The sequence below is a fragment of the Puribacter membranae genome (assembly GCF_055380425.1).
The window spans coordinates 1163400-1188441 of sequence record NZ_AP040167.1 but is presented as its reverse complement, the minus strand read 5'-3'; the positions used below and the strand labels follow the sequence as shown (position 1 = coordinate 1188441).

Genomic DNA, 25042 nt, shown 5'->3' with positions numbered 1-25042 from the left:
CCATGCGTGGAGCCCATTTTTTTATGCGTTTTTTGATGCATATTTGATGGGTTTGAGATGAATTTGGAACAATTGATTGAGCAAACCATAGCTGGTTTGGGCTATGAATTGGTGGATTTGGAGCGCGCGGCGAATGGCTTGATTCGTGTGTTCATGGATGATGCGAAGCATGAGCGCGACATCACGGTGGAGGACTGCGAAGCAGCCAGCCGTCAGTTGACGTATGTGTTCGAGGTGGAAAATGTGAATTACGAGCGGCTGGAGGTGTCGTCGCCCGGTATCGATCGACCGCTGAAAAAGCTGAGTGATTTTGTGCGTTTTGCGGGTTCTGAGGCGAGTGTTAAATTAAAACTGCCGATGAATGGTCGTAAAAATTTTACCGGTGTTTTGCAGGCTGTGAATGAGTCTGCGCCGGAGACCGAACAGTTAAGTATGGTTTTTGAACATGAGGGTGCTGAGCAGGTGTTGACGTTCGGCTTAATGGATGTGGATAAGGCGCGTTTGGTGCCCGTTTATAATTTCAAAGGAAAACAAAAATGAATCGTGAAGTGTTGCAATTGGTCGATGTTTTGGCGCGTGAGAAAAATGTCGATTTGGAAATCGTCTTTGGCGCGCTGGAAGCGGCATTGGCTTCTGCGGCGAAGCGTCGTTTTGAAGAAGACAACTTAGATCTGCGCGTACACATTGACCGCGAAACGGGCGAATACAAAACCTTCCGCCGTTGGCAAGTTGTTCCGGACGAAGCAGGTTTGCAAGAGCCGGATCGCGAAATTTTGGAATGGGAAGCGAAAGAGGAAATTGCCGACATCAGCGTGGGCGAGTACATCGAGGAAGAAGTCGAGTCGGTGGAAATCGGCCGCATCGGTGCGCAAACCGCAAAACAAGTGATTTTGCAGCGTATCCGTGATGCGGAGCGCGATCAGTTGTTACAGGACTTTCTCGCGCGCGGCGATAAAATCATGATGGGTACGGTCAAACGCGTGGATAAAGTACAAGCGATTGTTGAATCGGGTCGTGTAGAGGCGATTTTGCCGCGCGATCAAATGTTGCCACGTGAGAATTTGCGTTCAGGTGACCGCGTGCGTGCGTATGTGGCAGAGGTTGATCAAACGGCGCGCGGCGCACGTCAATTGCACCTGTCACGCACTTGTCCAGAGTTTTTGATCGAATTGTTCACGCAGGAAGTACCTGAAATCGAACAAGGTGGCTTGCAGATCAAAGGCGCGGCGCGTGATCCGGGTGTGCGTGCGAAAGTCGCGGTACACGCAGTAGATCAGCGCATTGATCCGGTGGGTACTTGCGTGGGTGTGCGTGGTTCGCGCGTAACCGCCGTGCGCAACGAATTGGGCGGTGAAGCGATTGATATCGTGATTTGGGACGAATCACCGGCGCAATACGTGATGAACGCCTTGAGCCCGGCGGTGGTGAACTCCATCGTGGTGGACGAAGATCAAAAAGCGATGGAAGTCGTGGTGGACGAAGATAATTTGGCGATTGCCATTGGCCGCAACGGTCAAAACGTGCGTTTGGCCAGCCAGTTGACCGGTTGGCAAATCAACGTGATGAGCCAAGAAGAATCCTCCGCCAAACACGAGCAAGAAAACAAAACCCTGCTCAATTTGTTCACCAGCAAATTGGATGTGGACGAAGAAGTCGCGGAAATTCTGATCGAAGAGGGTTTCACCAGCTTGGAAGAAGTGGCCTACGTGCCGGTCTCGGAAATGCTCGAAATCGAAGCGTTTGACGAAGAAATCGTCGAAGAGTTGCGCTCACGCGCCCGCGCCGCGATTTTGACCGAAGCAATTGCGCAGGAAGAAAAAGCCAGCACCGTTCAGGATTTGCTCGCTTTGGAAGGCATGACCACCGCCTTGGCGGCGCAGTTGGCCGATCACAACATCACCACGCGCGATGAATTGGCGGATTTGGCGGTAGACGAATTGATGGAAATGAGCTCGCTGTCGCAAAATGACGCCAGCGCCATCATCATGAAAGCGCGTGAACATTGGTTTGAATAAACCCGCCCCAGCTGTACTGAGAAACACAACGAAGTGATGATGTCTGTGCCGATAATCGGGCAGACATCGACAAAAAAGGAAATATCTATGACTGAAATGACCGTGGCCGGATTTGCGCAAGAACTCAAAATGCCGGTTGAATTGCTGATTGAGCAGTTCAACAGTGCGGGCGTGAACAAAGCATCTGCCACCGACGAAGTAACCGAGGCCGACAAAGCCCTGTTGCTGGCATCGCTACAACGCGCGCATGGTTCAGCAGATGGTGCCAAGAAAAAAATCTCCATTACCAAAAAACAAACCAGCGAAATTCGTCAAGCCGATGCAACGGGCAAAACCCGTACCGTGCAGGTGGAAGTGAAGAAAAAACGCACGTTCGTGGCGCGTGACGCCCTGGCCGAAACAACAGCGGCAACCGAGCCTGCGGTAGAGCAAAAGCCGGCGGCAGCGGTCATTGATGAGGCCGAAATCGCCAAACGCGAAGCCGAATTGGCTCGCGCGAAAGAATTATTAGCGCGCCAAGAGGCCGATGCCAAAGTGCGTGCGCAAGCGGAACAAGAGACGGCGACAGCCGTTGAAACACCGGAAACGCCGGTTGTGGAAGCAGTCGCTGAGACCGCGCCTGCTGAGGTAACGTCCATTGAGGCTGCGTCCGTTGATACAGCGCCTGCCCCAGTTGCACCTGCAAAACCAGCCGTTCAACCTGCGGCAGCTGCGGTTGATGCCAAAAAAGCGGACGGTGCTGAGAGCAAAGCGCAAAAACGTTTGGATAAAGCCTTGGAGCAAGCGCGTCAAGACGCCGCACAAGCGCAAGCTGCGCTCGAAAAAGCACGCGCTGATCGTGAACTGCAAAACCAAGAAAACGCCGAGCGTGAACGCCGTCGCCGTGAGGCGCAGGCCGAAGCCGAAAAACTCAACCGTTGGAAAGAAGAGCCAGCGAAAAAACTCGTGGCCAAAGCTGAAGGCACTTTGCACAAGCCGGTCAAACCGGAAGGCGAAGCCAAACCCGCAGCAAAACCGGCAACCACCGAAACAAGCACCTCTACCACAGCAGACAAAAAACCTAAAAAAGGGGTTTCGGGCAAGGATCAAAATGATGGCGGTCGCGGCCGTGGCGGCTTGAAAACCCGTGGGGCAGTGGGCGATGATCGTGGCTGGCGTGCGGGCGGTAAGTCCAAACACAAAAACCGCCATCAGGCCGATGCAGATCAAGGTGGATTTACCGCTCCGACCGAGCCGGTGATTCACGAGGTTCACGTGCCGGAAACCATTTCCGTGGCCGATTTGGCGCACAAAATGGCGATCAAAGCTTCCGAAGTCATCAAATGTCTGATGAAAATGGGGCAGATGGTCACGATCAACCAAGTACTTGATCAAGACACCGCGATGATTGTGGTAGAAGAATTGGGTCACAAAGCCTTTGCGGCGAAATTGGATGATCCGGATGCGTTCTTGGATGAACATGAAGAGCACGCCGATGTGGAATTGTTCCCCCGTGCGCCGGTCGTGACCGTTATGGGGCACGTGGATCACGGTAAAACTTCCTTGCTCGACGCGATTCGTCGTGCGCGTGTTGCCTCCGGTGAGGCCGGCGGCATTACTCAGCACATTGGCGCGTACCACGTGAAAACCGAACGCGGCATGATTACCTTCCTCGATACCCCGGGTCACGAAGCGTTTACCGCGATGCGTGCGCGTGGTGCGGCGGCGACCGATATTGTGATTTTGGTGGTCGCGGCGGACGACGGCGTGATGCCTCAAACCAAAGAGGCGGTGGCACATGCGAAAGCGGCTGGCGTGCCAATCGTGGTGGCGGTCAACAAGATTGATAAACCGGAAGCCAATGCCGAACGCGTGAAAACCGAGTTGGTGGCCGAAGAGGTCGTGCCGGAAGAATACGGTGGCGATGCACCGTTCATCGAAGTGTCGGCCAAAAAAGGCATGGGTATTGATGAATTGCTCGAAAACGTGTTGTTGCAAGCCGAAGTTTTGGAATTAAAAGCGCCGGTGGATGCGCCTGCCAAAGGCTTGGTGATTGAAGCCAAGTTGGACAAAGGTAAGGGCGCGGTCGCCACGATTTTGGTACAAAGCGGTACGCTGAAAAAGGGCGACAACGTTTTGGTGGGCAGCGTGTACGGTCGCGTGCGTGCGATGTTGGACGAGGATGGCCGATTGGTGAACGAAGCCGGTCCGTCGATTCCGGTGGAAATTCAAGGTTTGTCGGATGTTCCGGCGGCGGGTGAAGAGCTGTTGGTGTTGGCCGATGAGCGCAAAGCGCGCGAAATCGCCTTGTTCCGTCAGGGCAAATTCCGCGACGTGAAATTGGCCAAACAGCAGGCGGCGAAACTGGAAAATATGTTCGAGCAAATGACGGCGGGCGATGTGAAGACATTGACCTTGTTGATCAAAGCCGACGTTCAGGGTTCGCAAGAGGCTTTGAGCCAATCCCTGCAAAAACTCTCGACCGACGAAGTCAAGGTGCACGTCGTGCACGCGGGCGTGGGTGGCATTTCCGAATCGGATGTCAACTTGGCCAGCGCATCGAACGCCGTGATTCTCGGCTTTAATACCCGTGCCGATGCTTCGTCACGTAAGCTGGCCGAGCATTTGGGCGTGGATATTCGTTATTACAACGTGATTTACGACGCGGTAGACGAGGTGAAAGCGGCGATGACCGGCATGTTGACACCGGACAAGAAAGAGGAAATCCTCGGTCTGGTTGAAATTCGTCAAGTATTCCGCGCATCGAAAATCGGTACGATTGCCGGCTGTATGGTACTCGAAGGTATGGTCAAACGTGGCGCGATGGTTCGCGTACTGCGCAACAACGTTGTGGTACATACCGGTGAACTGGACTCACTCAAACGATTCAAGGATGATGTGAAAGAAGTCAAAGAAGGTTTCGAGTGTGGTTTGTCGATCAAGAACTTCACCGACATTGCCGAAGGCGATCAATTGGAAGTGTTCGAGGTCAAAGAAGTCGCTCGTACCCTGTAATTATGTGTGAACGGAAAATGCGGGGTGTGTCAAAACCCCGCTTTTTCGTTCGTTTGGAGAAAAAAGATGGCAAAAAAAGCACCGACAGAGCGCATGCGCCGCATCGCCGAGCAGATCAAAAAGGATGTCTCGGTGCTGATTCAGCGTGAGTTGCGCGATCCGCGCATTGGCATGGTGACGATACAGGAAGTGCAATTGACACCGGATTACGCCCATGCGAAATTGTATTTCACCGTCATGGGTGCGGAGCCTGCGCAGGTGGAAAAGGCACTGAACGAATCCGCAGGTTTTTTGCACAATGCTTTGTTCAAAATGTTGCGTATTCATACTGTGCCGACCTTACATTTTAAATACGACAGCACCGAGGCGAAGGCTGCCGATTTGTCCGCGTTGATTACGCAGGCGAATGCCAGCCGCGCGGTGGATTTTGAAGAAAACGATGAGCAGTCAGGCGGCCAATAAACGCAAGCGTCGTGCGATACACGGCGTATTGTTGCTCAATAAGCCACGAGGGATTTCCAGTACGCAGGCTTTGGGGCGTGCGAAATGGCTGATCGGCGCGGACAAGGCGGGGCATACCGGTACGCTCGATCCGCTGGCCGATGGTTTGCTGCCCTTGTGTTTTGGTCATGCGACCAAGTTGGCCAATGATCTGCTGGATGCGGATAAAACCTATGTGGCAGGTATCGTTCTGGGTAAAAGCACGACGACGGGCGATATGGAGGGTGAAACAACGTTTTCATCCGATACCGTGATTACGCGGGAACAATGGGATGCGATATTGCCTCAGTTTTCGGGCGAGATCGCGCAGGTGCCGCCGATGTATTCGGCACTGAAAAAAGATGGAAAACCGTTGTACGAGTTGGCGCGGGCAGGCATCGAAGTGGAGCGCGAAGCGCGGCAGGTGACCATCGTTTCACTGGAAACGCTGAGTTTTGCGTATCCGAATGTGGTGCTGAAAGTGCGGTGTTCGAAAGGCACCTACATTCGCACGCTGGCCGAGGATATGGGTAAGGCTTTGGGTGTGGGCGCGCATTTGAGTTCATTGCAGCGCACCGGTGTGGGCGACTTGGATTTGCAGGACGCCATGACGCTGGAACAGTTGGAAGCGATGGCCGAGGATGAGCGTGCGCAAGCGCTATTGCCGTTGGACGCATTGTTGCAAAACTGTCCGGCGATTGAGTTGCCACAGACCGAGGCTGCGCGCTTTGTGCAAGGACAGCGGCTAAAAATGACGCACGCGGATTGTGATACCGTTCGGGTGTATTGGCATGAACGATTAATTGGCTTGGCAAGCGTGTCGCATGGCACTTTGTCACCACAAAAGGTACTGATGACGGCGTTGCCGGAGTCAAGTCAGCAGTAAAGATTTTTTAATAGAAAGAGTGATTTATGAAACAGCAACGCGCACTGCGCAACGTCGCAATTATCGCCCACGTTGACCACGGCAAAACCACCATGGTTGATCAATTATTGCGTCAATCGGGCACCTTCCGCGACAATGAAAAAATTGATGAACGCGTGATGGACAGTGGTGATATTGAGAAAGAGCGCGGCATCACGATTTTGTCGAAAAACTGTGCCGTGGAATATCAAGGCACGCACATCAACATCGTCGATACCCCGGGTCACGCGGACTTCGGTGGCGAGGTCGAGCGCGTCTTGTCCATGGTTGATGGCGTGTTGTTGTTGGTCGATGCGGTCGAAGGGCCAATGCCACAAACGCGTTTTGTGACGCGCAAAGCTTTGGCGCTCGGCTTGAAACCGATTGTGGTGATTAACAAGATTGACCGTCCGGGTGCGCGCCCGGATTGGGTGATTAACGAAACCTTTGAATTGTTTGACAAGCTTGGCGCGACCGATGAGCAGCTGGACTTTCCGGTGGTATATGCATCGGCGCTCAACGGCTTTGCCTCACTGGATGACAGCGTGCGCGAAGGCACGATGGATCCGCTGTTCCAAGCGATTTTGCAATACGTACCAACGCGTGAATCAGACCCTGATTTACCGTTCCAAATGCAAGTGACCTCGCTGGACTACTCCAGCTATGTCGGTAAAATCGCCATTGGCCGTATTGCGCGTGGTCGTATCAAAGCTGGACAAAGCGTGGTGTTTATGAACGGCCCCGAGGGTGAAATCAACACCGGCAAGATCAACCAAGTGCAGAAATTCCAAGGCTTGGATCGCGTACTGGTGACCGAAGCCGAAGCAGGCGACATCGTGTTGATCAACGGGATCGAAGATTTGGACATCGGTGCGACCGTATGTGCGCCGGATGCGCCGGAAGCATTGCCAATGCTGTCGGTGGACGAGCCGACCCTGACCATGAACTTCATGGTGAACACCTCGCCGCTGGCAGGGCGCGAAGGCAAGTTCGTCACCAGCCGTCAGATTCGCGACCGTCTGGAAAAAGAATTGAAACACAACGTCGCTTTGCGTGTGAAAGACACCGACGACGACACCGTGTTTGAAGTGTCCGGTCGCGGCGAATTGCACCTGACCATTTTGATTGAAAACATGCGTCGCGAAGGCTTTGAGCTAGGCGTATCGCGTCCACGCGTGGTATTCAAAGAGATCGACGGCGTGAAATGCGAGCCATACGAAATGTTGACCGTGGACGTGGAAGAAACCCACCAAGGCGCACTGATGGAAGAACTCGGTCGTCGTCGTGGCGATCTGCAAGACATGCAACCGGACGGCAAAGGCCGTGTGCGTCTCGAATACCGCATTCCGGCGCGTGGCTTGATCGGTTTCCAAGGCGACTTCATGACCATGACGCGCGGTACCGGCCTGATGAGTCACGTGTTTGACGCATACGAAGCCGTGGATACCAAAGCCGAAATGCCGGGTCGTCGCAATGGCGTGCTGATTTCGCAAGAGGACGGCGCGGCTGTTGCCTACGCACTGTGGAAACTGCAAGACCGTGGTCGTATGTTCGTCGAGCACAACACCCCGCTGTACGAAGGTATGATCATCGGTATTCACTCACGCGATAACGACTTGGTGGTCAATCCGGTCAAAGGTAAACAGCTCACCAATGTGCGCGCCTCGGGTACCGATGAAGCGGTGCGCCTCGTGCCGCCGATTCAGATGTCGCTTGAATACGCGGTGGAATTCATCGAGGACGACGAATTGGTTGAAGTCACACCGAAATCCATTCGTCTGCGCAAGCGCTTCCTCAAAGAGCACGAACGCAAACGTGCGTCGCGCGAAGAAGTGTAAATCAACGAAAAACGGAGCGCGGTATGCTCCGTTTTTTATTAAGCATGGGTTATTGAGTGTTAATCTACGCGAATGCTTGATATACTCATCGACATTACTATGGTTTGGAAAGCCGTGCGCTTGGCACAAATTGTGCAATGGTTCTTGTAAAGGGATTGACTATGTGGAAGAAAATAATCATGGGTGGAGTGATTTCTCTCCTTGCGCAATCCGCTTTTGCCGAGGATATTAATTGCGAAGGCGTCTCGGCAAATAATTCTTCCGCAGATAAATTGGCACAATGCCAAGCCCATTCTTTTATCAATATCTATGTTTCTACTTGCGTAAAACATCTGACTGAATTAGATGTGTTACGTCGAAAATTAGCACCGTTGCCTAAACTGCCGCCAGAAAAAGCCAAAAAATTTTTACAAGGACGTGCTGGTGATGCTTGGCCGGTTCCAGATATGTACGGTACATTTGTATTGGCGATTCCGGAAAAAACCCATTTCTGTGCTGTTTATGGACTAAAGGCGGATAGCGTCGTAGCACAACAGCAATTTCTAAAAATGGTTGCACAAGCGCCAGCTCCATTCATGGTTAAACAGAGAGTGAATGAAGAAATGAATACAGTACCGAATGGTGCTATCAAAATGGTTGCTTATCAGTGGTCTCTGCCAAATGCGACTCTAAAAATGTTGTTTACCTTATCAACGGCGCGATCAGACGCAGCGCAATTCCAAGTACTTGGCTCTGCGGCACTCATTACTGACTGATATTGATTTGATTGAGTATTTTTTATAAGGTTTTCATATGTTGTATATCTCCAGCCAATTTGACTCGGGTTCGATTGATGTGATTCAGGCCGAAACGCCCGACAATATTCGCTTAAATTTAAAACCCGACAATGCATCCGAATTCATGCAGTGGTTTCATTTTCGCCTTTCGGGTGTGAAGGGCGAAGCGTGCGTGATGCGTATTGAAAACGTCGGGCAGAGTGCCTATCCGAAGGCTTGGACAGGCTATCAGGCGGTGGCGAGCTATGATCGCGCGTATTGGTTCCGCATTGATACCGCTTGCGATGGGCAGGTGCTGACCATGAAACATACGCCCGAGCACGATGTGATGTGGGTGGCGTATTTTGAGCCATACAGTTGGGAACAACATCAGGCGTTGATTGGCCGCGCGATGACCTATTCGGATGCGGTTTCAGTTGAGTGTCTGGGCATTACGCCCGACGGTCACACTTTGGATTTGGTTCGTGTGGGCCAACCCGCTCAGGGCAAAAAAAATATTTGGATCACCGCGCGTCAGCATCCGGGTGAGAGCATGGCTGAGTGGTTTGTCGAAGGGGTTTTGGATGCATTGTTGGATGTGCAGCATGGCGTGAGCCGTGAATTGCTCAAGCAATTTGTATTTTACATTGTGCCGAATATGAATCCCGACGGCAGTGTGCGCGGTAATCTGCGTACCAATGCAAAAGGCGCGAACTTGAATCGTGAATGGCTCACGCCGACATTGGAACTCAGCCCAGAGGTGTATTGGGTGCGAGAGAAAATGCTGCAAACGGGTGTAGATGCCTTTTTCGATATTCATGGGGATGAGGAAATTCCGCATGTGTTTGTCGCGGGCTGTGAGTACAACAGCAGCTTTTCTAAAAAACAAGAGCAGCTACAAAATCAGTTCAAATCGACTTGGCAGGCGATCACACCGGATTTCCAGACGGTGCACGGCTATACCGATAAGACTTTTGGTGATGAGGATTTGCTGAAATTGGCAAGCAATTGGGTGGGCAGCCAGTTTGATTGTGTGGCCTTTACCATCGAAATGCCGTTCAAAGACACCGCGGATACGCCGGTGCCAAGTGTGGGTTGGAATGGGGAGCGCTCCGCACAGCTGGGTGGGAGTCTATTAACGGTTATTTATCAAATGCGCGAGGCGCTGTAAAGTCGTGTGCGCTGTATGAAACTGTGGACCATTCGAACGGTGGATGAGTGGGGCATTTTGCAGCGTGAAGGGATTTTGCGCACAAATGCAGCGTTGAGTGATCCGGATTTTTGCCGAGCTTATGATTGGATGAGCAAGCAGTTAAGCACTCGGGTCGGGGTTCCGTCGCAGGATGTGCGCTATCCCGTTTGGGTGTGGCGTTATTGGGCGGGTACAGCCCGTGCTCGCCCTGATTTGCGCTGCGGCACGATGCTGCCACGTGGGACTTTGGGGGTTCGGCTTGAGTTGGATTTGCCACCAGAAAGCGTATTGTTGAGTAATTTTGATGCTTGGCACGCAGTGCTGAATGATCATTACCATGCATTGGATGATGCAGATTATGAGTGGTTTGAACAATTGGCAGAGAGCGGTCAGCTGAGTGCAGCGCAGTTGGCACAGATCAAAGAGCAGAGCTGGCAACGAATTTTTGATTTATCCCTGATCCCAGACCCATCCACTTGGTCGGTACAAGGGGTGGTTTGGGAAGTTCCTTTGGCGAGTGTGCAAAAAGTTGATTATTTCAAAGCGCGTTAAGGTTAAGGCTCGAAGTCATCGGACAATGAAATACAAAATAGGCAAATTTTCATTTGCCTATTTTTTTGTGCGGATTTTAAATTTCAGTGAGGGATTTATTTATCCAAGCCCGCCAAACAGGTGTATTTGATGACGAGGTAGTCTTCGATGCCGTATTTGGAACCTTCACGGCCGAGGCCGGATTGCTTCACACCGCCGAACGGTGCGATTTCGTTGGAAATCAGACCGGTGTTAACGCCGACCATGCCGTATTCGAGTGCTTCGGATACGCGGAAAATACGGCCAATATCGCGGCTGTAGAAATACGAGGCGAGGCCGAATTCGGTGTCGTTGGCATAGCCGATGACTTCATCTTCACTCTCGAATTTGAACAGTGGTGCCAGTGGGCCAAAGGTTTCTTCTTTTGCGACAGCCATGTCCTGTGTGACGTTGGTGAGAATGGTTGGCTCGAAGAATGAGTGACCAAGTGAGTGGCGTTTGCCGCCCATCTTGATGCTTGCGCCTTTGGCGACGGCATCGGCGATGTGCTCTTCGACTTTTTCCACGGCCTTCTCGTCAATCATTGGACCGGTGGTGACGCCTGCATCTACGCCGTTACCGACGTGCAGTTGTCCTACGGCATCGGCGAGCTTTTGCGCGAATGCGTCATAAACGCCGCTTTGTACATACAGGCGGTTCGCGCAGACACAGGTTTGACCGGCATTGCGGTATTTGGAGGCGATGGCGCCTTCGACTGCTGCGTCCAGATCGGCGTCATTAAATACGATGAACGGTGCGTTGCCGCCCAGTTCCATCGATACTTTTTTCACCGTTGGCGCGCATTGTTCGATCAGCTTGCGGCCCACTTCGGTGGAGCCGGTGAATGAGAGTTTGCGCACGGTTGGGTTGGTCGTGAATTCCGCACCGATGAGGGTGGAGCGGCCGGTGATGACTTGGAATACGCCGCCCGGAATACCCGCGCGCTGTGCCAATTCGGCCAATGCGAGTGCGGAGAATGGGGTCAAGTCGGCAGGACGCACGATCATCGGACAGCCGGCTGCGAGCGCAGGGCCTGCTTTGCGCGTGATCATGGCGGATGGGAAATTCCATGGGGTGATCGCCACGCATACGCCGATCGGCTCTTTGGTGACCATGATGCGTTTGTCCCCTGCGTGTGTCGGGATGGTGTCGCCGTAGATGCGTTTGCCTTCTTCGGCGAACCATTCGATGAAGCTGGCGGCGTACATGATCTCGCCTTTGGCTTCGGCCAGTGGTTTGCCTTGCTCGCTGGTCATGATCAATGCGAGGTCATCGGCATTGGCGATCATCAGGTCGAACCACTTTTTCAGTATGGTTGCGCGCTCTTTCGCGGTTTTTTTGCGCCATGCGGGCCATGCGGCGTTGGCATCAGCGATGGCTTTGGCTGCTTCAGCTTGACCGAGTTTCGGCACATGGCCGATGACTTCGCCGGTGGCCGGATTGGTCACTTCGGTGGTGTCCGTGCCGGATACCCATTCGCCGTTGAGGTAGCATTGTTGTTTGAATAATGAAGGGTCTTTGAGTTTGAGCATATTGTATCCTTGGTGTTTGTGACGCGGGGCGCATATCTTGCGCCCCTGCGTAGAAAATTACTGTGCTGCTTCGAGCAGTGCGTCCTTCAAAATCGCCAAGCCTTCGTCAAATACAGCATCCGGAGTGGTCAATGGGTAGAGGAAGCGAATCACGTTGGCATAGGTGCCGCATGAGAGCAATAGCAACCCGCGTTTCAATGCGGCTAAACGCACTTTTTGCGTGAATTCAGGGCTTGGTTTGCCGGTCGCCGGATCAATGAATTCAACCGCGTTCATGGCGCCCGGACCGCGCACGTCGGAGATTTGAGGCACTTGCGGACGCAGGGCGGTCAAGAAGGCTTTGATTTTGTCGCCCAATTGATTCGCGCGTTCGCATAGGTTTTCGGATTCGATGATGTCCATGACCGCGTGTGCAGAGGCAATGGCCAGTGCGTTACCGGCATAGGTGCCACCCAAACCGCCTGGGGCAGGCGCATCCATGATTTCAGCGCGACCCACCACGCCGGACAGCGGCATACCGCCGGCCAAGCTTTTCGCAAAGGTGACCAAATCCGGCTCTACGTCGTAGTGCTCCATGGCAAACAGTGTACCGGTGCGGCCAAAGCCGGTTTGTACTTCGTCGGCGATCAGTAAAATACCGTGTTCGTCACAGATTTTGCGCAAACCGCGCATGAATTCGGCTGGTGCTGCGTAGAAACCGCCTTCGCCCTGAACCGGTTCGAGGATGATCGCGGCCACGCGTGCCGGGTCAATGTCGGATTTGAAAATATGCGTAATGGCGTCCAAGGAGTCTTGCGCGCTCACGCCGTGCAATTCCACCGGATAGGGTGCGTGGAATACTTCGGCAGGGAACGGGCCAAAGCCTGCTTTGTACGGCACGACTTTACCCGTCAAGGCCAAACCCATCATGGTGCGACCATGAAAACCGCCGGAAAAGGCAATCACGCCGGAGCGGCCTGTGTAGGCACGCGCAATTTTGATCGAGTTTTCCACGGCTTCTGCACCGGTGGTGAAGAAGGTGGCTTTGGTCGCAGCCTTGATCGGCGCGGCTTCGTTCACGCGTTCGGCCAAGCGAACGTAGGATTCGTATGGCACGACCTGATAGCAGGTGTGGGTGAAATGATTCAGTTGCTCGGCAATCGCGGCGATTTGCTTAGGATGGCGATGACCGGTATTGACCACGGCAATGCCGCCGCCAAAGTCGATGTAGCGTTTGCCTTCAACGTCCCAGATTTCGGCGTTTTCGGCACGCTCAGCGTAAAATTCACACATCACACCCACACCGCGTGGGGTAGCAGCATTTTTGCGAGCGAGTAAGTCAGCATTATTCATCGTCAATCCTTTTAAATAAATGGTTTTGCATGGGTAATATAGTATTTGAAATACTATTGTCTCGTCGGTTCAGAAGGCGTTGGCTTGTTCTGATCGTTAATATGAATTATGCACATAAATATTTAGGAAATGAGGGGATTTTGATAGTTTCTGGTCAAGTATGCTGAAAATGGTGCTATTTTTGACCAAGTGAACAGTGTTTTAGGCTAAAAGCCTTATAAACAGTGGTGTGTAAAGAATTACCAGCCGATTTTGAACTCTGGTATGATGCGCACGGTTTATTGTCACATGTTTAATGCAATTTTCTTTTTAGTGTTTTGAACCCAATTGAATCTCCATGCCCATCCACTCCGCAATTCGCGTCGCTCCGGCGGATTTACTCTGCTCGAATTGCTATTGGTCATCGCTGTGATCGCGATTTTGGCTTCTATGGCGATGCCGAATTATCAACGACTCATGGCGCGTCGGGCAGTGGATCAAGCGGCATTGCAGTTACGTGATCATATCGAGTTAGCGCGAACGTATGCGCAAGCTCATCAGACCAAGGTGGAAATCTGTCCAGTAACCCCCGATCAGTTAAATGCAGTGTCGCCGGCTTGTAACGGTAATGCGCAAGGTTGGCAAGCATGGGTGGTGAAAACCGCAGGCGGGGTCATTTTGGCGCGCAGTCAGCCCTTAGCCGATGGATTGACGATTGACTCTGGGAGTCGTGACAGGTTTGTTTTTAACGAACGAGGTGGGGCCAATGGCTATAATGGTTCCGTGCTTGTGCAGAATAGTACGAATCAAATATCGAAAATAATATCCATTGCCGCAGATGGACGGATTCAAACCGCGAATAGTCAGTCGAATAGTAGCTTAACATTGCCCAAAACGATCATTTCTCCGGCTTCGGGCCAATAACTTCATTATGATTCAATTAAAGCCATTACCCAGCCAGCCGATGCAACAAGGCTTTAGCCTGTTTGAGGTGCTGATTGCTGCCTTGATTTTGGCAGTGGCGGTCGCAGGTGTAATGGGTTTGCACACACGCAATTTGCAGGATACGGCGGCCAATGATGAGCTGCAACGGGCGTATTGGGTTGTTTTCAATGCGCAGCAGCGAAGTCAACTCAATCATTCTCTTAGTGAGGTCGATAAGTCGGATTTAATCGCTCAGGCAAATACTGCGGGTTTAGGTTCGGCGCAAATCATTGATACGGGTCGTGAAGTGGGTCTGCAATGGCAAGCTTGGAATGAACGCACCGTTGTTCAGCGCGGCGGCTGTGTCGCTGGCGCGGGAAATAGTTGTATTCAGGTGAAGGTGAAATGATGGAACGGCACCATTCGTCGCATCCGCGTCAGTCCGGTTTCACGCTGATTGAGCTATTAATCGCTTTGGCGCTGACCTTGGTGATCGTGGTCGCGGTGCAGCGTTATGTCGCGGGCGTGACCTCGGATCAGGAACATTTGACTCAGCAACAAGATCAAACCTCACAGGCATTCATCGTTATGGGCAATATTCAGCGTGACGTTGCACGAGCTGGTTTTACACCTGTGGCTGCGCATCCAAGTGCGGCGCTGGCAAAGCCCGTTACAGTCCAAAAATGCACCATCAATGAGTGCAAAGGCGATGAGTTGATTATTCAATATTGGCAATATGCCTCTGGTGCTATTTATGACTGCGTGGGGCATGAGGTTAAGAAAACGAATAATTGGGGGCTGGTTGAAAATATCTACCGTGTTCGCACCAGTGGTGAGTTGGCATGCAGTGGCAATGGTGGTACGGACACGGATACATTTGCTCTATTAAATAATGTTCATAGTCATTCATGGATGCTTGGTCAAGATGAGGGTAAAGGTCAATTGCTTCGTATTTGCCTAACCACCCAAATGGATAAAGCGGATCAAGTGGCGGGTGGCAGTCAAGCCAAAAGTTGTTCCAATGATATTGAACTGTCCATTGCAAAAGCTTATAGAACCACCGAATTGGATGTGTTGGTGCGGCCGCAAACCATACCATTGGCCGCCGTTCCTCAGGAGTCAGCGAAATGAGCGCGTCGCATCATTTGACTCAACCTTCGGCTCGGAGTGAACGACAAAGCGGCGTAGCGCTGTTGACCGTGTTGATTCTATTGGTCGTGCTGGCTGCGGCGTCGGTTGCACTGATTCAATCGCAGCGCGGTGCGGTGCGGCAGATGGCCGATCGGCTGGAGGTACTCGATCAAAACGCGGCGTCTGCCGTGGCGCATGATGCTTGCGTAGTGCGTATGCGTACAGGCATTGAGAGTACCGTCCCGAAGGCGGACGCATTGGCAGGGTTTGAGGGTAAAACCGCTCTTGCCAGAACAAGCGATTCGCGTTGGGGTAGCGACAATTGCCTGTTTGAATGGTATCAACTACCGAAGAACAGTGCTGATGCATGGACGCCGCATATTCGCGTGACATCGCGCGTGCAGGTCAATGGTCAAATGGTTTTGGAAGTCAGTGAGTGGCGCTATCCAGCGTGTCCGGCGGAGCAAGTGTGCGCCGCACGCTCGGTCAAATCGTTGCAAGATGATGGACAGCTCAAAACACTGCTCAATGCGCAATATGGCCCCGGCTCAATCAGCACTGCGCGTCAACGTTTATAACAGGTGTGTGATGAATCAGATCAATCAAAAGGGTTTTAAAAACAGCCGCTGGCAGGTGGGGCAAACGAAGGGGGCGAATCAGTCCGGCTTTACCTTGTTGGAATTGTTGTTAGTGATCGCCCTGATCGGCATTTTGGCGACGGTTTCGGTGGGGCGCTACAATCGCCATGTGCAGGAGTCGAATCGGCGCGCGGCGGTGGCGCAATTGTACGCTTTGCAACAAACCATGGAGCGTAATCGTCTGCAATCGGGGCAGTATTTGAGAATTGCCGATCAAACCATCAAAGGCTACGTCATCAGCAGCACTGTAACGGTGCCGACGGTGTACGAGTTGAAGGCGACGCCCATAGCAAATGACGGTGGTGATATGAGTTGCGGCACACTCAGTATTGATCAACAGGATAAGCGAACGGCGAGCGAGGGCAATTCCGTTGCGTGTTGGCAATAGCCTTGTGGCGATGGTGTGACTGCCAGTCTTAGGCTTTGCAGTTTGGGTTTGACTTTCTTTGCTTGGTGGAAAAATGGGTGCGTGATACGCACCCAAATCATTGATAAACAATCATCAAGATAATCTATTAGCTACCATAAATGATGTTGTAGATAATTCCCGTGGCGATGGTCGCGAGGATGTAGCGGCCGTCAATGTAATTCCAGCGCATACCGACCGGTGGTGCGTATAGGCCGCGATGGTCGTGCCAATTGACAATGACGTAGCGTTGCCCTCGATCACCGCGATATTGCGCAGGCAGTTGGCCACCGCGATAAAACTTGTGGTTCGGGCTGTTGATACCGTTGTTGTACGGATTTTTCGGTTTTTTGTAGCCATAGCGCTGATCGTGTCCGTATTTTTGCGCTTGGCGGCTGTGTTGCGCCTGCCATTGTGCATCCGGTCGATTTTGCGGTGCGCTGTATGGATGGGCACGCTGCTGTCCGTTCTGTCCACTCATTGACCAACTGGGGTTGTTGCCCCAGTTTAGGTTGTGGGCTTGGGCGTTGATACCGATCAATGAGAGTGAGAGCAATAGGGCTTTGGTTGTTATTGACACCTTCATATGTTTCCTCCTGTGTGTGAAGCGTAAACTTGCGCTTGATGTGTTCTACGTATTTCTCTAATGAGTCGTCTGCCGATCCGTTGACGATGATTGGTCTCTTTACATTTCTGTACATGGTTCTTATGGCCTGATGGCGTCACAAATGCGCGTTACGAATGCACGGCAATGGCGGCTGTATTGTGCGTTGGCGCGATACAGTTTAATTTTTGAGCGATAGTTTTGCGTTGGAGCGCTCAGATATAATGTGGCGCATGGTGAAAGGATAGGCATGGATGCGCTGTTGCGGTTTTTTAATTTATATGAGCAGAGTACCGAGAGTGAAGCAGAGCGTGCTCAGGCGAAGGCGTGGCTGCGCGAGGGCTTTACCTTGCTGTTGCCCACCGTGCCGGCGATGCTGGTTTGGGCGATTGTGACAGCGGTGGCGATGGTGGCGGCGGGATTGCCTGCGGGCTATGTGGTGCTGATCAATTGGCTGGTGTACGCGGGTTCGGCGCAGTTGGCGGTGCTCTCGATGTTGGTGCTCGGCGCGAGTTTGCCTTTGATCTTTTTGACGGCGTTTATTGTAAATCTGCGTTTTGTGGTGTTTAGCGGTACGACCAAGCCGTTTTTCCGCGCCTTGCCTCTGCGTTTTCGCCTGCTGTATGGTTTTTTGACCGGTGATGTGCCGCTGATGATTTTTCTGAATCGTTTTAAGCATGGTCCTGCGAATGCGGTTACTGGCGCGGATGTGCAGCAAAAGGCGATTTTCATAGGCTTGGGTCTGGCGAATTTTGTGGCGTGGCAAATCGGTGTGCTGCTGGGCGTGGTGCTGGCCAGTTTTGTGCCGAGCGATTGGGGTTTGGCTTTGGTGGCCTCGTTGACCTTGCTGATTTTGATTGTGAAAATGGTGGATAACTGGCCTGCGCTGGCCGGATGCGTGGCATCGTCATTAACGGCTGTGTTTTTGCATGGTCTGCCGAATAAGTTATGGGTTTTTTGTGCGATTGTGGTTGGTGTGGCGGTGGCCATGTTTGCCGAAGTCGTCGGGCCGAAATTGTGGCCGAAGGCATGGCCGAAGCGTATTCACGAGCGCGAAACTTTGGAGGATACCTGATGAGCTGGGGACAACATGCATGGTTGCTGACAGCGATCATTGGGCTGTGCGCGGTGACGGTGGTAACGCGCAGTTTTTTTCTACTCACACCCAGTCGTTTTGAGTTCTCGCGCGGCATTCAGCGCGCCCTGCGCTACGCGCCCACTGTGGCGATCATGGCCGTCATTGCGCCGGATATTTTGATGCACCAAGGGCAGGTGAATTTGACGTGGCACAATCCTGAGTTACTGGCCGGAATCGTCGCGGTGGCGGTATTTGCCTGGCGCAACAGCTTTATTTTGGCGCTGTTGGTGAGTATGGGATTATTTACGATGCTGCGTTTGTACGCCTAAATGGTGTGTGTTTGCTTGAAAAAGTGTATCTATTTTTGAACCAATTTTCGGGTATGATGCGTTGACTATTGCTATAAATTCTATTATTTCAAGGAGCAGCCATGAGTATCAATACCGAGCATCTGTGGATGCCGTTCACTGCGAATAAACAGTATAAAGCCGCTCCGCGCGTGCTGGTGTCAGCCAAAGACATGCACTACACCTCGGACGATGGGCGTGCGATTTTAGACGGTACGGCGGGACTGTGGTGTGTGAATGCCGGTCATGGCCGCGCACCGATCGTTCAGGCGATTTGTGAAACGGCACAGGAATTGGACTACGCGCCGATGTTTCAAATGGGACATCCGAAGGTATTTGAAGCCGCGACCAAGTTGGCGCAAATCACACCGGAAGGCATGGACAAAGTGTTTTTCACCAACTCGGGTTCCGAAGCGGTAGACACAGCGCTGAAAATGGCATTGACCTATCATCGTGCGAAAGGCGAAGCGCAGCGCACGAAATTCATTGGGCGTGAACGTGGCTACCACGGTGTGGGCTTTGGCGGTATTTCGGTGGGCGGGATTGGTAACAACCGCAAACATTTCTCTGCCAATATCATTCCGGGCGTGGATCATCTGCCGCATACGTTGAGCATCGAACATGCGGCGTTCAGCCGCGGGCAGCCCGAGTGGGGCGCACATCTGGCCGATGCTCTGGAAAACCTCGTTGCGCTGCACGACGCCTCCACCATCGCGGGTGTGATTGTCGAGCCGATGGCGGGCTCCACCGGCGTATTGATTCCACCGAAAGGCTATCTGGAAAAACTGCGTGCGATTTGCGACAAGCACGGTTTGCTGTTGATTTTTGATGAAGTGATTACCGGTTTTGGTCGCCTCGGCGCGCCGTTTGCCGCGCAGTATTTCAATGTTACGCCGGACATCATGACCATGGCCAAAGGCTTGAACAACGGCGCGGTGCCGATGGGCGCGGTGGTGTGCAAAAACGAAATTTACGACACCGTGGTCAATGGTGCACCCGCTACCGCGATCGAGTTTTTCCACGGCTACACCTACACCGGTCATCCAATCGCAGCGGCGGCGGCATGCGCGACGCTGGACGTATATCAGGATGAACAATTGTTTGAGCGTGCGGCGCAGCTCACGCCCCATTTTGAAAACGAAATTCACAAACTGGACAGTCACAAACACGTTAAAGACGTGCGTAATCTCGGCTTGGTCGGAGGTATCGAGCTGCATACCCGCGATGGGCAAGTCGGTGCGCGTGCATACGAAACCTTTGTCAAATGTTATGAGGCAGGCGTATTGATTCGCGTGACCGGCGACATCATTGCGATTTCACCGCCGCTGATTATCAACGAAGCGCAAATCAGCGAGATTTTCGATACGATTATTCGGGTATTGGATACGGTGGCGTAAATCAGCGCGTACCGTATATCGAGGGTTAATTGGGGCTGCTTGTGCAGCCCCAATTCTTTATGAGCAGGAAGGAAACACGGTAGAATGCAACCTTAATGAATTTCAACGAAGTTGCACACAATGACCGTATTAGAACAAAACCTCTCCTCGCTTAACCCCACTCAACTCGAAGCGGTCACGCTGCCGCATCAATCCGCGCTTATCCTTGCGGGAGCAGGCTCGGGTAAAACGCGGGTGCTGACCACGCGCATGGCGTGGCTGATGCAAACCGGTCAAGCGTCACCCGCGTCGATTTTGGCGGTGACGTTCACGAACAAAGCGGCGAAGGAAATGACCACGCGCTTGTCCTCATTGATCCCGATCAATACGCGACACATGTGGGTCGGCACGTTTCATGGACTGTGCAATCGCTTTTTACGCGCGCACTACCGCGATGCGAATTTGCCCGCCACCTTCCAAATTCTCGATACGCAGGATCAACTCTCGGCGATCAAACGGCTGCTCAAAAGCATGAATATTGACACCGAGCGTTATCCGCCCAAACAAGTGCAATACTTCATCAACGGCTCGAAAGAGGAAGGTCTGCGCGCGCACGACATCGAGCCGAGCGATCCGTTTCAACGCCGGATGCAGGAAATTTTCGCAGCGTATGAAGCGCAATGCCAGCGCGAAGGCGTGGTTGATTTTCCTGAATTGTTGTTGCGCTCGTATGAAGTTTTGAACCATAACGAAGCGCTGCGCACGCATTATCAAAACCGCTTTTCACACATTTTGGTTGATGAATTTCAGGATACCAATGCTTTGCAATACGCATGGCTCAAACTATTAACCGGAAAAAATACCGCCGTGATGGCGGTGGGTGACGACGACCAATCCATCTATGCGTTTCGCGGCGCGCGCGTGGAAAATATGCGTTTGTTCGAGCAGGAATTTGCGCAGGGCAATGTGATTAAACTGGAGCAAAATTACCGTTCCTACGGCCATATTTTGGGCGCGGCCAATGCACTGATCCGTGGCAACAGCAATCGTTTGGGCAAAGAGTTGTGGACCGACCGCGGGCATGGCGAAGCGGTGCGCGTGTACGAAGCGGAATCGGATTTCACCGAGTCGGCGTTTGTGGTGGATGAAATTTTGGCGCAGATTGCCAACGGCATTACGCGCAGCGAAATCGCTGTGCTGTATCGGGCGAATGCACAATCGCGCTTGATCGAACACGCGCTGTTCAATGCGGGAATTCCGTATCGCGTGTACGGCGGTTTGCGCTTTTTTGAGCGCGCTGAAATCAAACACGCGCTGGCGTATTTGCGACTGATTGATAATCCGCACGATGACACGTCATTCTCGCGCGTGGTGAATTTTCCGGCGCGTGGCATCGGCTCACGCACTTTAGAGCAGTTGCAGGATTTGGCGCGTGTGCATCAATGTTCGCTGTTCTCGGCGGTATCATCCATGAGTGGCGCGGCGGGTGCGAAGTTGAGCGCGTTCAATCGCATGATTGATGGCATGCGTTTTGATACGCAACATTTGTCGCTGCCGGAATTGGTCGATCACATCATCGTACACAGCGGTTTGATTGCGCATTACAAAGCGGAAAAAGAGGGCGCCGATCGCGTGGATAACTTGAACGAATTGGTCACGGCTGCGGCCGCATTCACACAGATTGAGGGTTACGCCACCGACGTGACAGCCAGCAGTGCGAACGAAGACGCGAGCATACTCACACCGCTGGCCGGATTTCTCAGTCATGCGGCTTTGGAAGCAGGCGATAATCAAGCGCAAGCAGGACAGGATGCGGTGCAGTTGATGACCGTACACGCTGCCAAAGGTTTGGAGTTTCACAGCGTGTTTATCCTCGGATTGGAGGAGGGGTTATTCCCGCATGAGAACAGTTTGAGCGACAGCGATGGCGTGGAAGAAGAGCGTCGTTTGATGTACGTCGCGATCACGCGCGCGCGCAATAAATTGTATATGAGCTTGGCGCGCAATCGTATGTTGCACGGTAAAACGCGCTACGGCATTCAGTCGCGCTTTTTGGATGAATTGCCCGAAGAGCATTTGAAATGGCTCACGCCGCGCGTGTCGCAATACAGCGCATGGGAGCAAACGGCGATTGAGCGTGAGAACAGCGCGCCATCGTTCGGCTCGTACAAAGCGAAGGAAAACACCACGCTCGGCTATCGCATGGGACAGTCGGTGCGTCATGCAAAATTTGGTGATGGTGTGATTGTTAAACTCGAAGGCAGCGGTGAAGATTCGCGCGCGTACATTAACTTTGGAACAGGTGTTGGCATCAAATGCTTGGCTTTGAACATTGCCAAACTGGAAACCAAATAATCGCGGAGGTTTGTTGCTTGCGACAAAGTCATTGATGTGGGTGAGTTTAAATCGTTGGATTTTTGTTTGCTGTTTGTATACCTGTTGGGGCGCAACAGTTGCTCAACAATATTGATGCAATGTGTTTGATTCATCAGAAAAACCATACACATTTTGCACAATGTTTTTTGCGTATACACAATGCTTAGGCGTATAATGATTCGCAGTATAGGTTTCAATTTTCATCGTTTGTTAGGAGAAATAGATGGCAACTCAAAGCAACAAATCCGATACAGCAGCACAAACGTCAACAGAGGCAAATGTCAATCCGGCGGTTTTGCCCAAGCCAGTCCGTCGCGTAGCGCGTACCACGACTGCAGCAAAAGCGGCAACAACCGCCGCAGCAAAAGCATCGGCAAAAACCCCAGCAAAAGCCGCAGCGAAAACAACAGCCAGCGCACGCAGCACTGCGGCCAAAAAACCAGCCGCCCGCGCGACATCAAGCACAACTTCGCGCACATCCACTCGCACACCAACGCGCGCTGCAGCGGCAAAGCCTGCTGCAAAAGCAGCGACAAGCAGAACAGCACGCAAACCGGCGGCACAAAAGCCATTGCCAGAGCAAGTGAAATTCGAGTTGGATGAGCGCCAACAAAGTCGTGCACACGGCCAAATGCAAGGCGTGTCTGATATGATGAAACACGCTGTTGCCAACAGCACAGCGAAAAACAAAAAAGCCGTAGCGCACAATGCGGTGAAAAGCATTGTGGACACATGGTCGTCTGATGACAAAGCGCTGATGTATCGCATCCTGCGTGGTCAAGTGGTGGCGGAGCGCAAAGAAGCGTTGAAAGAACAAGGCCATCCGGATGACATCTTGTCCGACAAATGGCGTGAAGGCGCGTACCCATACAAAAACCGTATGCAACGCGAAACGTATGAAGAACAAAAATACCGTTTGCAAGTCGAATTGTTGAAACTGCAAAACTGGGTCAAAGAAACCGGTCAACGCGTCGTGATTATTTTCGAGGGTCGTGACGCAGCCGGTAAAGGCGGTACGATCAAGCGCATGATGGAACATTTGAATCCGCGTGGCGCGCGTGTGGTTGCGTTGGAAAAACCAACCGACCGCGAACGTTCGCAATGGTACTTCCAACGATATATCCAAAACCTGCCAAGCGCCGGTGAAATCGTTTTGTTTGACCGCTCATGGTACAACCGTGCGGGTGTGGAACGCGTGATGGGCTTCTGTAACGATGCCGAATATTCCGAATTCATGCGTCAATGTCCGGAGTTTGAGCGCAACTTGGTACGCAGCGGCATCATTCTGATCAAATTCTGGTTCTCGGTCAGCCGTGTGGAACAACGTCGTCGATTCATGCAGCGCAAACACCATCCGTTGAAACAGTGGAAATTGTCGCCAGTCGATTTGGCTTCATTGGATAAATGGGATCAATACACCGTGGCCAAAGAAGCGATGTTCTATCACACCGATACCGCCGATGCGCCGTGGACCGTGGTCAAATCCGATTGTAAAAAACGTGCACGTTTGAACGCGATGCGTCATGTGTTGCATCTGCTGCCATACACCAATAAAGACACCAGCGTGGTTGCGCCGCCGGACAGCTTGATCGTGAGCCGTCCGGGTATGAGTCACGTGTTGGACAGTGGACGACGCGGCGAGCAAACGTTTGATTAAAACCTGACAAATCCGTTTGATGTGTTAAAGAGCGGTCATTTTCGGATGACCGTTCTTTTTTATGTGATGCTCGGTAATCGCTTGTATAATCGACGCAACGAAAACCATACCTTCAATCATTATTTTTGCGAGCCATACCTTGTTTGTAGACAGCCATTGCCATATTGATTTTCCAGATTTGTACAACAACTTGCCCAAGCTGTTGGAGAATATGCGCGCCAATCAGGTGGAGCGCGCCTTGGCGATCAGCGTGGATATTTCGGATTGGGAGCGGATTCGGACGATCATCGAAGCGCATCCGCATATTTATGGATCGGTTGGTACGCATCCCGATTACGCGGACGTGCATGAGCCGACGTATGACGAGCTGATCGCTATGCTCGCACATCCCAAGGTGATCGCTACGGGCGAAACGGGTTTGGATTACTACTGGACGAAAAACGAGGGCAATGCGTTGGATTGGCAACGTGCGCGTTTTCGCACCCACATCGCGGCGGCCAAACAGACGCGCAAACCGTTGATCATCCACACGCGCAATGCGAAGGATGACACCATTGCCATCATGCGTGAAGAAAAAGCCGATGAAATTGGTGGTGTGATGCACTGTTTTACCGAGGATGTGGCTATGGCGAAAGCAGCCTTGGACATGGGGTTTTATATTTCGTTCTCGGGGATTGTGAGTTTTAAAAATGCCAAAGTCGTGCATGAAACCGCTGCGTATGTGCCGATGGATCGACTGCTGATTGAGACCGATTCGCCGTACCTTGCGCCGATGCCATATCGAGGCAAACAAAACGAGCCGGCGTATGTACGTCATGTGGCGCAGGCGATTGCCGACTTGAAAGGCATGCGTCTGGAGGATGTTGGGCGTATCACCACGGATAATTTTGAGCGGTGTTTCTTATTGAAATAAT

The 25042-nt window shown here is 52.3% G+C and carries 23 protein-coding genes; 20 read left to right on the top strand and 3 right to left on the bottom strand.

Going from position 1 to position 25042, the window contains the following annotated elements; translation table 11 throughout:
• Positions 1–57: 57 nt before the first annotated feature.
• From rimP to ACZ41M_RS05770, 9 genes are all read left to right on the top strand, one after another.
• Complete coding sequence (gene rimP / locus ACZ41M_RS05810) at positions 58–540, top strand: ribosome maturation factor RimP (RefSeq protein WP_464732062.1); 483 nt, start codon at positions 58–60, stop codon at positions 538–540.
• Positions 537–2015, top strand: coding sequence for a transcription termination factor NusA (gene nusA, locus ACZ41M_RS05805; RefSeq protein ID WP_464732063.1), 1479 nt, complete (start codon positions 537–539; stop codon positions 2013–2015). The genes rimP and nusA overlap by 4 nt, the downstream gene beginning before the upstream one ends.
• 87 nt (positions 2016–2102) lie before the next feature.
• Positions 2103–5009: a translation initiation factor IF-2 gene (infB, locus tag ACZ41M_RS05800; protein ID WP_464732064.1), complete on the top strand. Its 2907-nt coding sequence runs from the start codon at positions 2103–2105 to the stop codon at positions 5007–5009.
• 66 nt (positions 5010–5075) lie between these two features.
• On the top strand, positions 5076–5471 hold the full coding sequence (rbfA, locus tag ACZ41M_RS05795) for a 30S ribosome-binding factor RbfA (protein ID WP_464732065.1): 396 nt from the start codon (positions 5076–5078) through the stop codon (positions 5469–5471).
• On the top strand, positions 5449–6375 hold the full coding sequence (truB, locus tag ACZ41M_RS05790) for a tRNA pseudouridine(55) synthase TruB (RefSeq protein ID WP_464732066.1): 927 nt from the start codon (positions 5449–5451) through the stop codon (positions 6373–6375). The genes rbfA and truB overlap by 23 nt, the downstream gene beginning before the upstream one ends.
• Positions 6376–6401: 26 nt before the next feature.
• The gene (gene typA / locus ACZ41M_RS05785; protein ID WP_464732067.1) at positions 6402–8231 is read left to right on the top strand and encodes a translational GTPase TypA; all 1830 of its coding nucleotides are present in this window, start codon (positions 6402–6404) and stop codon (positions 8229–8231) included.
• 161 nt (positions 8232–8392) lie between these two features.
• Complete coding sequence (locus ACZ41M_RS05780) at positions 8393–8986, top strand: NMCC_0638 family (lipo)protein (RefSeq protein WP_464732068.1); 594 nt, start codon at positions 8393–8395, stop codon at positions 8984–8986.
• A 37-nt stretch (positions 8987–9023) separates the two neighbouring features.
• On the top strand, positions 9024–10157 hold the full coding sequence (locus ACZ41M_RS05775) for a M14 family metallopeptidase (RefSeq protein WP_464732069.1): 1134 nt from the start codon (positions 9024–9026) through the stop codon (positions 10155–10157).
• 15 nt (positions 10158–10172) lie between these two features.
• Positions 10173–10730, top strand: a complete 558-nt coding sequence (locus tag ACZ41M_RS05770; RefSeq protein WP_464732070.1) for a DUF3841 domain-containing protein — start codon at positions 10173–10175, stop codon at positions 10728–10730.
• Positions 10731–10825: 95 nt separating this feature from the next.
• Here the strand turns inward: ACZ41M_RS05770 and gabD are convergent, their stop codons facing one another.
• Positions 10826–12280 carry an NADP-dependent succinate-semialdehyde dehydrogenase gene (gabD, locus tag ACZ41M_RS05765; protein ID WP_464732071.1) on the bottom strand — a complete coding sequence of 485 codons (1455 nt, stop codon included), beginning with the start codon at positions 12278–12280 and terminating at the stop codon, positions 10826–10828.
• Between the two features lie 57 nt (positions 12281–12337).
• The gene (gabT, locus tag ACZ41M_RS05760) at positions 12338–13612 is read right to left on the bottom strand and encodes a 4-aminobutyrate--2-oxoglutarate transaminase (protein ID WP_464732072.1); all 1275 of its coding nucleotides are present in this window, start codon (positions 13610–13612) and stop codon (positions 12338–12340) included.
• 327 nt (positions 13613–13939) lie between these two features.
• Between gabT and ACZ41M_RS05755 the strand changes: the two genes are divergently transcribed.
• Genes ACZ41M_RS05755 through ACZ41M_RS05735 form a run of 5 tightly spaced genes read left to right on the top strand, consistent with a single transcriptional unit; the run spans position 13940 to position 16672 of the window.
• Positions 13940–14515 (top strand): GspH/FimT family pseudopilin, encoded by a 576-nt coding sequence (locus tag ACZ41M_RS05755; protein WP_464732073.1) that lies wholly within the window; start codon positions 13940–13942, stop codon positions 14513–14515.
• Between the two features lie 7 nt (positions 14516–14522).
• Positions 14523–14924 carry a prepilin-type N-terminal cleavage/methylation domain-containing protein gene (locus ACZ41M_RS05750; protein ID WP_464732074.1) on the top strand — a complete coding sequence of 134 codons (402 nt, stop codon included), beginning with the start codon at positions 14523–14525 and terminating at the stop codon, positions 14922–14924.
• Positions 14921–15646 carry a prepilin-type N-terminal cleavage/methylation domain-containing protein gene (locus ACZ41M_RS05745; RefSeq protein WP_464732075.1) on the top strand — a complete coding sequence of 242 codons (726 nt, stop codon included), beginning with the start codon at positions 14921–14923 and terminating at the stop codon, positions 15644–15646. Before ACZ41M_RS05750 ends, ACZ41M_RS05745 begins: the two co-directional genes overlap by 4 nt.
• Complete coding sequence (locus tag ACZ41M_RS05740) at positions 15643–16224, top strand: hypothetical protein (RefSeq protein ID WP_464732076.1); 582 nt, start codon at positions 15643–15645, stop codon at positions 16222–16224. Before ACZ41M_RS05745 ends, ACZ41M_RS05740 begins: the two co-directional genes overlap by 4 nt.
• Positions 16225–16234: 10 nt before the next feature.
• Complete coding sequence (locus tag ACZ41M_RS05735) at positions 16235–16672, top strand: type IV pilin protein (protein WP_464732077.1); 438 nt, start codon at positions 16235–16237, stop codon at positions 16670–16672.
• Positions 16673–16799: 127 nt separating this feature from the next.
• Here ACZ41M_RS05735 and ACZ41M_RS05730 read toward each other — a convergent pair whose 3' ends face one another.
• Positions 16800–17276 carry an RcnB family protein gene (locus tag ACZ41M_RS05730; RefSeq protein WP_464732078.1) on the bottom strand — a complete coding sequence of 159 codons (477 nt, stop codon included), beginning with the start codon at positions 17274–17276 and terminating at the stop codon, positions 16800–16802.
• Positions 17277–17544: 268 nt separating this feature from the next.
• On the opposite strand from ACZ41M_RS05730, the gene ACZ41M_RS05725 reads away from it, so the two are divergent.
• The 6 genes from ACZ41M_RS05725 (at position 17545) to ACZ41M_RS05700 (ending at position 25041) form a co-directional block, all read left to right on the top strand.
• On the top strand, positions 17545–18369 hold the full coding sequence (locus ACZ41M_RS05725) for an AzlC family ABC transporter permease (protein WP_464732079.1): 825 nt from the start codon (positions 17545–17547) through the stop codon (positions 18367–18369).
• Complete coding sequence (locus ACZ41M_RS05720; RefSeq protein ID WP_464732080.1) at positions 18369–18701, top strand: AzlD domain-containing protein; 333 nt, start codon at positions 18369–18371, stop codon at positions 18699–18701. The genes ACZ41M_RS05725 and ACZ41M_RS05720 overlap by 1 nt, the downstream gene beginning before the upstream one ends.
• Positions 18702–18802: 101 nt before the next feature.
• Positions 18803–20116, top strand: coding sequence for an omega-aminotransferase AptA (gene aptA / locus ACZ41M_RS05715; RefSeq protein ID WP_464732081.1), 1314 nt, complete (start codon positions 18803–18805; stop codon positions 20114–20116).
• 120 nt (positions 20117–20236) lie between these two features.
• Positions 20237–22450 carry a UvrD-helicase domain-containing protein gene (locus ACZ41M_RS05710; protein ID WP_464732082.1) on the top strand — a complete coding sequence of 738 codons (2214 nt, stop codon included), beginning with the start codon at positions 20237–20239 and terminating at the stop codon, positions 22448–22450.
• Positions 22451–22694: 244 nt separating this feature from the next.
• Complete coding sequence (gene ppk2 / locus ACZ41M_RS05705; protein WP_464732083.1) at positions 22695–24128, top strand: polyphosphate kinase 2; 1434 nt, start codon at positions 22695–22697, stop codon at positions 24126–24128.
• Between the two features lie 139 nt (positions 24129–24267).
• Positions 24268–25041 carry a TatD family hydrolase gene (locus tag ACZ41M_RS05700; RefSeq protein WP_464732084.1) on the top strand — a complete coding sequence of 258 codons (774 nt, stop codon included), beginning with the start codon at positions 24268–24270 and terminating at the stop codon, positions 25039–25041.
• Position 25042 lies beyond the last annotated feature (1 nt).

What these genes read in the sequence shown, in the direction of transcription:
- rimP (WP_464732062.1), top strand. Translation starts at nt 58, where the DNA reads ATGAATTTGGAACAATTGATTGAGCAAACCATAGCTGGTTTGGGCTAT.
- nusA (WP_464732063.1), top strand. Translation starts at nt 537, where the DNA reads ATGAATCGTGAAGTGTTGCAATTGGTCGATGTTTTGGCGCGTGAGAAA.
- infB (WP_464732064.1), top strand. Translation starts at nt 2,103, where the DNA reads ATGACTGAAATGACCGTGGCCGGATTTGCGCAAGAACTCAAAATGCCG.
- rbfA (WP_464732065.1), top strand. Translation starts at nt 5,076, where the DNA reads ATGGCAAAAAAAGCACCGACAGAGCGCATGCGCCGCATCGCCGAGCAG.
- truB (WP_464732066.1), top strand. Translation starts at nt 5,449, where the DNA reads ATGAGCAGTCAGGCGGCCAATAAACGCAAGCGTCGTGCGATACACGGC.
- typA (WP_464732067.1), top strand. Translation starts at nt 6,402, where the DNA reads ATGAAACAGCAACGCGCACTGCGCAACGTCGCAATTATCGCCCACGTT.
- ACZ41M_RS05780 (WP_464732068.1), top strand. Translation starts at nt 8,393, where the DNA reads ATGTGGAAGAAAATAATCATGGGTGGAGTGATTTCTCTCCTTGCGCAA.
- ACZ41M_RS05775 (WP_464732069.1), top strand. Translation starts at nt 9,024, where the DNA reads ATGTTGTATATCTCCAGCCAATTTGACTCGGGTTCGATTGATGTGATT.
- ACZ41M_RS05770 (WP_464732070.1), top strand. Translation starts at nt 10,173, where the DNA reads ATGAAACTGTGGACCATTCGAACGGTGGATGAGTGGGGCATTTTGCAG.
- gabD (WP_464732071.1), bottom strand. Translation starts at nt 12,280, where the DNA reads ATGCTCAAACTCAAAGACCCTTCATTATTCAAACAACAATGCTACCTC.
- gabT (WP_464732072.1), bottom strand. Translation starts at nt 13,612, where the DNA reads ATGAATAATGCTGACTTACTCGCTCGCAAAAATGCTGCTACCCCACGC.
- ACZ41M_RS05750 (WP_464732074.1), top strand. Translation starts at nt 14,523, where the DNA reads ATGATTCAATTAAAGCCATTACCCAGCCAGCCGATGCAACAAGGCTTT.
- ACZ41M_RS05745 (WP_464732075.1), top strand. Translation starts at nt 14,921, where the DNA reads ATGATGGAACGGCACCATTCGTCGCATCCGCGTCAGTCCGGTTTCACG.
- ACZ41M_RS05740 (WP_464732076.1), top strand. Translation starts at nt 15,643, where the DNA reads ATGAGCGCGTCGCATCATTTGACTCAACCTTCGGCTCGGAGTGAACGA.
- ACZ41M_RS05735 (WP_464732077.1), top strand. Translation starts at nt 16,235, where the DNA reads ATGAATCAGATCAATCAAAAGGGTTTTAAAAACAGCCGCTGGCAGGTG.
- ACZ41M_RS05730 (WP_464732078.1), bottom strand. Translation starts at nt 17,276, where the DNA reads ATGAAGGTGTCAATAACAACCAAAGCCCTATTGCTCTCACTCTCATTG.
- ACZ41M_RS05725 (WP_464732079.1), top strand. Translation starts at nt 17,545, where the DNA reads ATGGATGCGCTGTTGCGGTTTTTTAATTTATATGAGCAGAGTACCGAG.
- ACZ41M_RS05720 (WP_464732080.1), top strand. Translation starts at nt 18,369, where the DNA reads ATGAGCTGGGGACAACATGCATGGTTGCTGACAGCGATCATTGGGCTG.
- aptA (WP_464732081.1), top strand. Translation starts at nt 18,803, where the DNA reads ATGAGTATCAATACCGAGCATCTGTGGATGCCGTTCACTGCGAATAAA.
- ACZ41M_RS05710 (WP_464732082.1), top strand. Translation starts at nt 20,237, where the DNA reads ATGACCGTATTAGAACAAAACCTCTCCTCGCTTAACCCCACTCAACTC.
- ppk2 (WP_464732083.1), top strand. Translation starts at nt 22,695, where the DNA reads ATGGCAACTCAAAGCAACAAATCCGATACAGCAGCACAAACGTCAACA.